Source organism: Clostridium sp. TF11-13AC, from assembly GCF_003481065.1.
GTDB classification, from domain to species: domain Bacteria; phylum Bacillota; class Clostridia; order Lachnospirales; family Lachnospiraceae; genus Otoolea; species Otoolea fessa.
The window spans coordinates 1-11,836 of the sequence record NZ_QUKJ01000013.1 but is presented as its reverse complement, the minus strand read 5'-3'; the positions used below and the strand labels follow the sequence as shown (position 1 = coordinate 11,836).

Sequence of the window (11,836 nt, the reverse complement as noted above, 5' to 3'; positions counted from 1 at the left end):
CTGTTCAGTTTTCAAGGTTCTTTGTTGTTATCTCAGCGACAGCTCATTTATATTATCATAAATAATTGGCTTTGTCAACAACTTTTTTATTTTTTTAATTCTTTTCCAACCCAGAAGATATATAGACATTTTTACATTCATGTCCGTCTTTCGAATTGATTGCCCTTGTCTCAAGGACATGTGTTATAATACCAGAGCAATCCCATAAAGTCAAGCATTTTTCTAAATTTGTTATTCAACATATTTTTTTGTGACTTTCATGAATATTCTAACTATTCGTTTCAATAAAAAATGGATTTTATGCAGTTTCTGATCCTCTCAGTTTCTGCATAAAATCCAAAATTTCTTTTATCGGTTAATACCGATTTGACACCTACCACCTAAAGCAGAAGTCATCTCACATCTGATATTCTTTTAAAAACTCATAATCTGCTCTTCGTCAAGTCTTTTGAGAATTTCGCATGCCAGTTTAACAGCGTTATCAAAATCAGCATAGGCTGAAATTCCGTAATGTGTATGTGCATAGCGAACCGGAACTCCGATAACAATAACCGGGACTGCTTTTTCAGTCAGATGTATCGCTGCACCATTGGTTGAGCCAGCACTACGAACTGCATCCTGAACCGGAATACCAAGCTTTTCTGCCAGATCCAGCGCATATCTCTGATAACGCGGATTGGTGATCATGCGGGAATCAATGTGGCGGAGCATCGGACCACGTTTGATAGCTGTCTGAACCATATATGGCTCAACGCAGGTATCATCTGCCGGGCATCCCTCAAAAACAATTGCGATATCCGGCTTAATTACCTGTGCTGTCACAGTAGCACCACGCACACCAACTTCTTCCTGTGCTGCACAAGCGCCAACAATATCTACATTCAGATCCTGACCAGCCAGTGTATGCATTGTCTTAAGAATTGCCGCACATCCCAGACGGCAGTCAAAACTTTTTCCCACCATCAGATCTGTAGTTTCTGAGTATGTAAATGTCACATCCGGCACTACCGGTTCACCGATACGAATGCCGAACTTTTCAACTGCCTCTTCTTTCGAAACAGCGCCAACATCTACCGTGATATCTTTCATATCCAGAGGTGCTTTACGCTCCTGCTCTGTCATGAAATGCGGAGGTTTACTGGCAGTAAGACCCGGAATATATTCTCCGAATCGGTTGCGAACCCAGACTTTATGTGCCGGAATATTGTGGTTAACCCAACCTCCTACCTGAATGATGCGAAGCGTTCCGTTCGGGCAGATGGCCTGCACCATAAAACCAACCTCATCACTATGTGCGTCAAGCTGAACAACCGGACGTTTGCCGTTATTTTCTTTACGGCGGATATACAGGTTGCGCATGCGATCTTCTGTAACTTCTCCGAGTCCCTCTGCATAAGGGCGAATCGCTGCAACCACTTCATCTTCGAAACCGGATGTACCGTTTGCATTTGAAATTGCTGCAATCATTTCCAGCGTCGTTTTTTTATCCATTCTGATACCTCTTTATGAAAGTTTTACTTTCTTGAACTCTTCCATGAAATCAACAATGTAGTTTGCTGTGGTCTCAAGCATCTCCTTGCCCCACTCCTCTGTAGCGGTACTCGGATGATCCGGTCCAATCCAGCCGCTGTCAGTTACATGCGGAGTATTGCGAAGAATCTCAACAGTAACTCCCTTGTACTCAACGGAACGGAAACCGGTTGTCTTCAGGTTTTCGGACAGATGCTTGAACTGAAGCTCACCACCGATCTCGCTCTTATCAACTAACGACGGATCAATGCCAAGAATCGCCGCTGTTTCTTCACCGCCGCCGTGGCCACCTTTCCATGCCGGGTTCATATCCCATGCCATCAGCCACCAGTTAAGCATAGCAACCAAGCAACCCTTGTCTTCGAATTCCATGCCAAGGCGCTCAATCATCTTAATGTTTCCGCCATGTCCATTCAGGAAAACGAATTTTCTGGCTCCGTGACGATACAGACTCAGGAACACCTGACGGCAGAACTGATAGAGCACTTCATTGTCAATATCAATGGTACCCGGATACGGAGCTAAGCTCTGGCAAGCGCCATACGGAATAGTCGGAGCAATCAAAACATCGCTCTTCTTCTCGATTTTCTCTAACAAATGCTCCGGAATCAATGTATCTGTTCCAAGTGGCATATGACGGCCATGACACTCAATACTTCCAATAGAAACAAGTACCATATCATTTTTTTCAAAATATTCCTGGGCCTTCGGCCAGGTCAGATTTGCTAATCTCATAATTTTCTTTCCTTTCATGTAATAATTATTCTCTGCTGAAAAATCGGACTATCCGGAAACCGGATAGTCCGACATCCGTTCATTACTGTGCTACTTTAACCTTCTCCAGGCTGTGGTAACCATTGGCATCCATAACGAATCCTTCAACCTTCTTGTTAGCACCAACGTTGATGGAGCTGTAGTATACCGGGATATTATTGTTAATCTCATCTAATTTAATTGCAAGTTCCTTATAAAGCTCTTTACGTTCCTCTTCATTTGTGTTGGAACGAGCCTCTTCGATCAGCTTATCAACATCCGGATCTGCAAGGAAGCTTCGGTTACCTGCAGCACCCTGCTGAGTTGAGTGTTCAAGAGAATAGTATGAGTAATCAGCATCTCCACTGGAGGTTGTCCAACCAAAATATGCTAAGTCGTGATCGCCGGCGGTAGTTCTGGAAATAAAGCTTCCAAACTCGAGAACTTCTAAGTTGCACTGTACACCTACTTCAAGGAGCATTGCCTGCATAGCCTGGCACATCTCGATACGGGACTGGTTATCGTTAACCCACAGAGTTGTAGAGAAACCATTCGGATATCCAGCCTCTGCAAGTAATTCTTTTGCTTTTGTCGGATTATATTCTTTAACACCTGTTGAGTAATAGCCAAATACTGCCGGAGCAATAATCGAATCTGCTGTCTGTCCGCTGCCTGCATTGATTGTATCAATAATAGTCTGACGGTCGATAGCCATAGACATAGCCTCGCGAACCTTCGGATTATCAAACGGCTTTTTGTTCATGTTCATGGATACATACCAGCAGGTAAGAGACGGAATCTCATAAACCGTAAGTTTATCATCGCTGTTAACCTTCGGAATATCGTTTACAGCTAAATCATATGCCAGATCTACTTCACCGGTTTCCAGAGCAATGGTACGCTGGGAAGTTTCCGGGATAACCTTCATAATCAGATTTTCTGTTTCCGGTTTTCCTGCATAATAATCATCAAATGCTTTCAGTGTCACATGATCACCCTGATTCCATTCAACGAATTTATATGGGCCGGAACCAACCGGATTCAGAATAAATGCATTCTCATCTGCTTCCACAACTGCCTTCGGAACAATTGCTGCAAATGGAATTGCAAGGTTGCGAAGTGTTGGTGCGTACGGTGCAGTTGTCTTAACCGTTACGGTATGGTCATCATCCACTGTAACTTCTTCAATAAAGTTAACAATGTAAGAAACAGCTGCAGAATTACGTGCACGGTCAAGGGAGAATTTAACATCTTCTGCTGTCAGATCGCTTCCATCATGGAACTTAATGCCCTCACGAATTTTAAATACATAAGTCTGGTCATCCGTCTGTTCCCAACTTTCAGCAATCTGAGGAACAACTTCGTTGGTCTCTGGATCAACTGTAACCAGCGTATCAAAGATCTGTGTATTAACCTGAACAGCCGGTGTTTCCTTACCCTGATGCGGGTCAAGGGAGGTAACGTCCGCGCCCTGTGCCCAAGTCAGAGTGGTCTTATAACCGTCAGCAGTTCCACTGTCGGCTCCGTTGTTTCCCTGTTTGCCGCCGCAAGCTGCCAGTGACAGTGCCATAGCTGCTGCCAGCACTAACGACATAGCACGATTAAAATTTTTTTTCATACATTTTCCTCCTGTCTTCCTCGTTTTTATAAAACGTATTCCACATTCACTGCGGTACATACCAATACCGCAGCGACAATGTACACACTTAGGTTAAATCTCACCTCTCTGCACACGCAGGCAGGTAACAAAGTGTCCCGGTTCCTGTTCGGTCAGAACCATATCCTGCTGACGGCATGCATCCGTAGCATATGGACAACGTTTTGCAAACCGGCATCCTTTTTCCGGGTTAATCGGTGATGTAATCTCACCCTTCATTGTAATACGGTTCATCGGAACCTTTGGATCCGGAATCGGAATGGCTGATAAAAGTGCCTGTGTATATGGATGCATCGGATGTTTAAATAATTTATCGGACGGTGCTTTTTCAACCATCTGTCCCAGATACATAACCAGAATGTCATCGGAAATATATTTAACAACCGAAAGGTCATGTGTGATGAACAGGTATGTCAAGCCAAGGTTGTCCTGCAGATCCTGCATCAGGTTCAGAATCTGTGCCTGAATAGAAACATCCAGCGCCGAAACCGGCTCGTCACAGACAATAAACTTCGGTTCCAATGCTAATGCACGGGCTATACCGATACGCTGACGGCGGCCACCGTCAAGCTCATGAGGATAGGTATTGATAAGTCGGCCTGCCAAACCTACCATATCCATAATCTCGCGTACACGTTTCTGAATTCCTTCTTTATCTTTCCGATCAAAAAGCTTCTGTACAAGCAGCGGTGCAGCAATTGCTTCACTGACTGTCATACGAGGATTTAGCGATGCAAAGGGATCCTGAAATATGATCTGCATATCGCGGCGCATATCCTTCATCTGTTTATCATTCAGAGCCCGAATATCCTTCTGGTCAAAATACACTTTGCCATCCGTCGGCTCGTGGAGACGCAATATGGCACGTCCCATTGTTGACTTTCCACAGCCAGACTCACCAACAACGCCCAGTGTTTTTCCGGCATCAATGGTAAAGCTAATATCATCAACGGCATGAAGCATACCATTCGGTACAGGGAAAAACTTTTTCAGGTGTTCAACCCTCAGAATTTCATGATTCTGTTCTGCCATATCTCTCACCTCCTTTATTTCATGCAGCGGAAGCAACGAACCTTATGGCCGTCTTCCAGTTCCATAAGCTGCGGGTTCTCTACATGGCACCGTTCTTCCGCATACTTGCAGCGGTCAGCAAATTTGCAGCCCTTCGGAAGCATCGTTGGATCCGGCATCATACCATCAATGGCTGCCAGCCGACGGCTGTTTGTCTCCAGATTCGGAATGGAACCAAACAGGCCTTCCGTATATGGATGCAGAGTATTTTCATATACCTGAGACAGCGTTCCATATTCTACGATTTCTCCTGCATATATAATTGCAACACTGTCACAGTTCTGTGCAACAACACCCAGGTCATGGGTAATCAGCAGCATGGATGTATTGTTCTTCTGCTTCAGGTTTCGAATCATTTCCAGAACCTGGGCCTGGATAGTAACATCCAGAGCTGTTGTCGGCTCATCCGCAATCAAAAGCTGCGGATTGCAGGCCAGAGCAATTGCAATGATTACTCGCTGCTTCATACCACCTGAAAACTGATGCGGAAAATCATTGTAGCGTCCTGCAGGAATTCCAACCATCTCCAGCATATCGCCTGCCTGCTTTTTAGCATCCTGCTTGGAAAGCTCCGGATGATGGTTACGAATAACTTCCAGAATCTGATCGCCTACAGGCATAACCGGATTTAAAGATGTCATAGGATCCTGGAAAATCATGGAAATCTGACGACCGCGCATCTGACGCATCTCTTTTTCCGTTAATTTCAGAATATCCTGATCTTCATACATAATTTCACCGGAACGAATCTCTCCCGGCGGGTGTGGAATCAAGCGCATAATGCCACGCGCAAGGGTTGTTTTTCCTGCACCCGTCTCACCAACCAGACCAAGGGTTTCACCTCGCTTAATCTGCAGGTTTGCATCGTTCAGTGCGTAAACCACACCATCTGATGTAGAATAGACGATATTTAAATTCTTAACATCCAACAAAATATCGGACATATATATCCCTCCTTTATGGCACTGCGTTCATTAGTTCTTAAGTTTCGGATCCATCGCATCGCGAAGGCCGTCACCCATCAGGTTTAACGAAAGAATCGTCAGCATGATTCCAAGTCCCGGAATCACAGTCACATGCCATGCATCGCGAATATAAACACGTGCATTGGACAGCATAGCTCCCCATTCCGGTGTTGGCGGCTGAATACCTAAACCAAGGAACGACAGACCGGCTATCGATAAGATTGCGCCGGCAAGACCAAGGGTTGCCTGCACGATAATCGGTGCAAGTGCGTTAGGAATAATATACTGAAAAATAATCGTACCATTACCGCAGCCAATGGAACGAGCTGCCTCAATGAAATCCTGATCTTTAACTGTCAGAACTGCTGCTCGGACGGTACGGGCAAATGTCGGAATGTATGCAATTGCAATTGCAATCATAACATTCCAAATGCTTGTGCCAAGTGCAGCCACAATTGCAGTTGCAAGAAGCATCGAAGGAATTGCCAGCAGAATATCCATCACACGCATGATGATTGTATCTGTTTTACCGCCATAATAACCGGAAACAGCACCGAGTATACCACCTGCACACAGCGCCAGGATAATCGCGATACCTCCGGTAAACAGAGAGTAGCGTGCTCCCCACAGCATACGCAGCAGCATATCACGTCCAAATTCATCCTGACCGAAAATGTGCTTAGCACTGGGACCTTTCAGACGATTCACCAAATCCTGCTTTACAACGAATTCGTTATAGATAGAATTGTGCGTTGCCGCATCAATAATAAGGGTTGAAACAGATATAATTACAAGTAAGAGAATAAACGCAAGACCAATCATTGCCATGCGGTTCTTACGGAAGCGTCTCCATGCTTCCTGCCACAGCGAGCGCTGCTTTTTTTCTTCGACTGCCGGATTATTAACCGGTTTGTTCTGTTCCTGCATATGGCTCACCGTCCTTTCTTGTAGAGTGATTTGATTCGCGGATCAACAAAGGCATAAATAATATCAACCATCAAATTCACTAAGGTAAACATCGTTGCCAAGAAAATAACACATCCAAGAACCATCGGAATATCCTTTGATTTAATTGATTCAACCATCAGTCGTCCAAGACCCGGCCATGAGAAAATTGTTTCTGCAAGCATCGCACCGCCGAGCAGGTTTCCGAACTGAAGACCAACTGCCGTGATAATCGGAATCAAAGCATTTTTCAGCATGTGCTGGAATGTAATGGTTCTCTCATCATCACCTTTGGCACGAGCGGTTGAAATATAATCCTGACGGATAACCTCCAGCATAGACGATCTTGTCATTCGTGCTACCATCGCTGCTGAGTTGAATCCCAGCGTCAACGCCGGCAGAATCAAGCTCTTCAGCATCGGCCCGAAGCCGGATGCCATACCCTGAGATGGGAGCCAGCCAAGTGTCAGAGAAAAAAGCATAACCAGCAATAAACCTGACCAGAAGTTCGGCATAGACACACCAATAAGGGCGAATACCATGGAAACATTATCCAGCAGAGAGTACTGTTTCTTTGCTGAGATAATACCGATCGGAATACCGATCAAAAGTGCAACCAGAATACCTGCAGTTGCAAGGATTGCCGTGTTCGGCAGACGCATGATTACCTGGTCCCAAACAGGAATACTGTTTTTGTAGGAAACACCAAGACTACCGTGAAGCAAATCGCGCATGTAGTGAAAATACCGTACGAAAATCGGATCATTCAATCCCAATTCCTCACGTTTCATTGCCAATGCTTCAGCGGTTGCCTGATCCCCCAAGATAATAGCTGCCGGGTCACCTGGAGCCAAGTTCAGAATAAAGAACACGACAAATGTGACACCAAGGATAACCGGAATCAGCATAAGCAAGCGCTTGAGGACGTATTTGTGCATATAGTTTTACCTCCTGTTCCTCTTTATGATTGACTTTTCTGACAATGCAGAATCTTCTAGCCATTCTCAATAAAACAAGTATAATCTAGCTTCAATAAGATTGTCAACAATTCTCACATGCTGTTAACAGCAAAAAATTGTCTGTAATTTTGTTTATTTTCACTATATTTTATCGCTTGACACTAATTTTATAATTTTCTGCAATCGTAATATTTGCTATTATACATTTTCGCATTGATGTCAAGAAAGAAAATCATCAAAAATATTATCGTGTGACTTTTCAGACATTTCACACAGAAAATAATGCTTTCGATTTTGTTAACAATCCACTATAATGAGCTTACAGCTAACGGACAAAAAACATCCGTGTAACCCATTTCTACTAGTAAGGAGGAGATGAAACATGCGAAAAATTGGCGGTATGTTCCACTACGAACCAAGTAAACCTATCGAAAACGGATATTTTTCACGTATCTGCTCACCTAAGGATGATCTAGCATTTGCCATGTCCGGACGATGCGGTATCTATTATTGCCTGCAGGATATTGCACGGCACGATACACGTAAAGTCGCATATGTACCTATGTATACCTGCGAGACGGTCCTTGCTCCTTTTGAGAAAGCCGGGTATCAGCTGAAATTCTATGACTTGGACCAAGATTTGCACAGCGTTTTTGACCCTGCAGTCATCGATGAGATCAGTGTTTTATCTCTTTGCGGATACTATGGATTCTGTAACTATGACCATGATTTTGTTAAAGCATGCAAAGATAAAGGAGTTGTGATTTTCGAGGATGTAACTCACTCCATGCTTTCTGCTGACGGTATCGATCCACTTTGTGATTATTTTGCCGGTAGCTTCCGTAAATGGATGGGCGTTGCCTGTGGTGGATTCGCTGTCAAAAGAAACGGAACTTTTGAAACACCTCTTCTGCCGGTAGAAGCAACACACCTTAAGCAGCGCAAAGAGTCGATTGAGACGGGTAACGGCGACATTTTCTGGGAGGGTGAGTTGCGCCTTCGCCAGATATTTGACAGCTATGCAGGCGATGAGAATTCGGAGTATATCCTGCGCCATGCAGATTTTGATTCAATCTGTCATGCAAGACGTGAAAACTATGCTGCGCTTTTAAACGCGCTTACAGCACCTCTTCACGGCATACAGCCTGTATTTCCTGAACTTCCAGAGGCTTCCGTTCCAAGTCATTTCTGCCTGTATGCCGAAAAGCGCGATGAACTGCAGCAATACCTGGCAGATCATCAGATTCGCTCGACTGTCTACTGGCCGGTTGGACCGCTGGTTCATCCTCAGCCAGAATCATCGGTACAATACATTTATGACCACATAGTATCTCTTCCCTGCGATCAACGCTTCTCATCTTCTGATATGCAGTACGTTGCGCAGGTCTTAAGGGATTATTCTGAAAATTTTATGAGGTAAATATGCAGGGACAACGAAAAGCATCCAATACTACTACATCCGAAATTGTTCTTGAATCTCTGCGAGAGCAGATTATCAATGGAACCCTTCAGCCTCAAGAAAAACTGATAGAGGCTGAAATTGCTCAGAAATTCGGACTTAGCCGAGGTCCTGTGCGCGAAGCGCTCCGGCAGCTTGCCGTCGAAGGGCTTGTTGACTATTGCCCGAACAAGGGCTGCACAGTCGCACTGCTTTCTCCACAAGATGCCTATGAAGTCTTTTTTTTACGCGGCAGCCTTGAAAAGCTGGCGATTCAGAAAAGCAATTGCCGTCTCAGTGATTATGATCTCATGATAATGGAAGCCAGCATCGAAGAATTCCGAAAGGCTATTCTTGCAGGTAATACCATGAAGGCCGTTCATGCCGATGAGACATTTCACCAGCAGATCATCCGCTCTGCCCAGCTTAATCGACTGACAAAAATGTGGGAGCTTCTAAGCCCACTGAATGGTGCCATGTTCCTCTCGGTTCAAAATGCCAATCGCTTCGGACAATTAAGCGGAGATGCTGAAACGCTTCAGAATGCCAAATGCTTAGAATCAAACAACACGGATCCAAGCCTCTCCCATAACGGAGGTGCTGCAGTATGGACACACCAATGCCTGTTGGAAGCCATCCGGAATAATGATCTCCAGACCGCCTGTGCTCTTTTGGACCAACATTATGAAGGAACTAGCAGACGTGTGTACAGACTTTCACTTATGAAAGAACAAAACTTTTGATTTGATTCATTATAAAAAAGCGGTGCTGGATTTGATATCCAACACCGCTTCAGACTGTAGAGAATCTTGGTGCTGGGTGTTATGCCCAGTACCATTTTTCTTTAAATTTTGATTTTATTCTTGTTCTTAGCTCAAAATATAAAAAAGTGGCTGTATTCCAGCCTCGTTTTTCCAGAATCTTTGCCAGTTTTTTCAGATTCATGCATGCAAAGGTAAGCCCGGCTTTCATCTCCATCCGTGCCTTTCCTACATATTGCGTATATCGAAATCCATGCTGTTCTTTCGCTGTACCGAATATCCTCTCTATGGTTTCTTTTCTTAACTGATAGATCTGTCTGTTTCCTATCGTGTGCCGAATGTCTTCTGCCACTTCCATATATTCTTCCCATACATGACGTGTGATCATTTTTACATGATCCTTACTTTCTGTGCATTTTGAAAGATATTGGCATTCAGCACAATGTTCACCGCAGCTTTTATACTCTTTATATCCACTTCTGTTTGTTGTACTGTATGTCAATATATGTGCTCCCGGACATATATAACAATCATAGTATTCATCATATGCGAATTCGTGTTTTCCGAAAAAGCCTTCTTGGGTCTTGGGACGGGTATACGGAAAAAGTGGTTGAATTCCATCTTCCAACAGCTGATGGGCGATTGCCGGAGTTTTATATCCTGCATCTGCAACTACCATCTGCGGATTCAGTTTAGATATCTTATCGTATAATGCCTTAAAAGTACGACTGTCATGCTCATTACCAGGATGTACTGTATATCCAAGGATCCAGCCATGTTTATCACAGGCAGTTTCTACAGCATATGCAAAAACGTGTTTATGTTCACCCTTTCGAAACCATCCACTTTCCGGATCGCTGATGCTGCATTTTTGTGTTTTCACATCTTCAGGAAGTTCTTCAGATATAGAATCCTTATCATTTCCGGTTCCACCGGACGCAGGTGGCTGGTTATCATCTTTTTTCTTCAATGGCTTTTTTCCATGTGCCAGACGATCTTTTTCAATCTCTTTATTTAATTCCTCTTCATACCAGAGAGCCTGTTCGTGTGCAACCCGCTTACGCATTTTTTTACTGTTTGCACAGGCTTTTACATGTGTTGCATCCACGAAGATCTGTTCTGTATTTACAAGCTTATATTTCATACAATCTTCCAAAATCTTTGAAAAGATCTGCTCAAAAAGGTCTGTATCTTTGAAACGGCGGGTATAATTCTTTCCAAATGTAGAAAAATGAGGTACTGGATCTAACATGTCTAGTCCGAGAAACCAGCGGTATGCAACGTTTACCTCAATCTCTTTCATGGTCTGACGCATGCTTTTTATCCCATAGAGATACTGAATGAATGGTATCTTTATCAGCATGACGGGATCCATACTGGGACGGCCGTTATCCGGACAGTATTTTTCTTCAACCAGATCATAAATAAAATTCCAATTGATTGCCCTATCAATTAATCGCAGCATATGGTTTTGAGGTACCATGTCATCCATGGAAAACATCATCATTTGTTCTCTTTTTTTATCTGCATTTTTCGTCATCATAAAAAAACACCGCCCTTCTGATATTTATTATATCAGAAAAGCGGTTCCAACAATAGCAAAACCCTGCAAAAGCAGGGCTTTGTCTACAGTCTGAAGCGGTGCTGGATTTGATATCCAACACCGCTTTTTTACTGCCTAAAAATAAAAAAGAGCGCGCGACGGGACTCGAACCTGCGATCTCCTGATCCCAAACCAGGCGCTCTAGCCAAGCTGA

General features: G+C 43.9%; 11 protein-coding genes. 2 read left to right on the top strand and 9 right to left on the bottom strand.

From position 1 onward, the window contains the following. Positions 1 to 414: 414 nt before the first annotated feature. The 7 genes from DXD12_RS14805 to DXD12_RS14775 all read right to left on the bottom strand — a co-directional run bounded on the left by DXD12_RS14805 (position 415) and on the right by DXD12_RS14775 (position 7,859). Positions 415 to 1,491 (bottom strand): M42 family peptidase, encoded by a 1,077-nt coding sequence (locus tag DXD12_RS14805; RefSeq protein WP_118570834.1) that lies wholly within the window; start codon positions 1,489 to 1,491, stop codon positions 415 to 417. Between the two features lie 12 nt (positions 1,492 to 1,503). Next, positions 1,504 to 2,265, bottom strand: coding sequence for a creatininase family protein (locus DXD12_RS14800; RefSeq protein WP_118629996.1), 762 nt, complete (start codon positions 2,263 to 2,265; stop codon positions 1,504 to 1,506). 82 nt (positions 2,266 to 2,347) lie between these two features. Beyond that, the gene (locus DXD12_RS14795; RefSeq protein WP_118570835.1) at positions 2,348 to 3,901 is read right to left on the bottom strand and encodes an ABC transporter substrate-binding protein; all 1,554 of its coding nucleotides are present in this window, start codon (positions 3,899 to 3,901) and stop codon (positions 2,348 to 2,350) included. A 93-nt stretch (positions 3,902 to 3,994) separates the two neighbouring features. Then, positions 3,995 to 4,972, bottom strand: coding sequence for an oligopeptide/dipeptide ABC transporter ATP-binding protein (locus DXD12_RS14790; RefSeq protein ID WP_118570836.1), 978 nt, complete (start codon positions 4,970 to 4,972; stop codon positions 3,995 to 3,997). 14 nt (positions 4,973 to 4,986) lie between these two features. Then, positions 4,987 to 5,955, bottom strand: a complete 969-nt coding sequence (locus tag DXD12_RS14785) for an ABC transporter ATP-binding protein (protein ID WP_118570837.1) — start codon at positions 5,953 to 5,955, stop codon at positions 4,987 to 4,989. A 30-nt stretch (positions 5,956 to 5,985) separates the two neighbouring features. Next, the gene (locus DXD12_RS14780; protein WP_118570838.1) at positions 5,986 to 6,903 is read right to left on the bottom strand and encodes an ABC transporter permease; all 918 of its coding nucleotides are present in this window, start codon (positions 6,901 to 6,903) and stop codon (positions 5,986 to 5,988) included. 5 nt (positions 6,904 to 6,908) lie between these two features. Further along, complete coding sequence (locus tag DXD12_RS14775) at positions 6,909 to 7,859, bottom strand: ABC transporter permease (protein WP_118629990.1); 951 nt, start codon at positions 7,857 to 7,859, stop codon at positions 6,909 to 6,911. A 403-nt stretch (positions 7,860 to 8,262) separates the two neighbouring features. On the opposite strand from DXD12_RS14775, the gene DXD12_RS14770 reads away from it, so the two are divergent. Continuing rightward, on the top strand, positions 8,263 to 9,300 hold the full coding sequence (locus DXD12_RS14770) for a DegT/DnrJ/EryC1/StrS aminotransferase (RefSeq protein WP_118570840.1): 1,038 nt from the start codon (positions 8,263 to 8,265) through the stop codon (positions 9,298 to 9,300). A 2-nt stretch (positions 9,301 to 9,302) separates the two neighbouring features. Continuing rightward, positions 9,303 to 10,061 carry a GntR family transcriptional regulator gene (locus DXD12_RS14765; protein WP_118629992.1) on the top strand — a complete coding sequence of 253 codons (759 nt, stop codon included), beginning with the start codon at positions 9,303 to 9,305 and terminating at the stop codon, positions 10,059 to 10,061. A gap of 79 nt (positions 10,062 to 10,140) precedes the next feature. Here the strand turns inward: DXD12_RS14765 and DXD12_RS14760 are convergent, their stop codons facing one another. Together DXD12_RS14760 and DXD12_RS15445 are read right to left on the bottom strand one after the other, a co-directional pair. Further along, positions 10,141 to 11,622: an IS1182 family transposase gene (locus DXD12_RS14760; protein ID WP_118629994.1), complete on the bottom strand. Its 1,482-nt coding sequence runs from the start codon at positions 11,620 to 11,622 to the stop codon at positions 10,141 to 10,143. After that, on the bottom strand, positions 11,600 to 11,836 hold a 237-nt coding region (locus tag DXD12_RS15445), incomplete at its 5' end, for a hypothetical protein (RefSeq protein WP_207665269.1). The genes DXD12_RS14760 and DXD12_RS15445, both read right to left, overlap by 23 nt.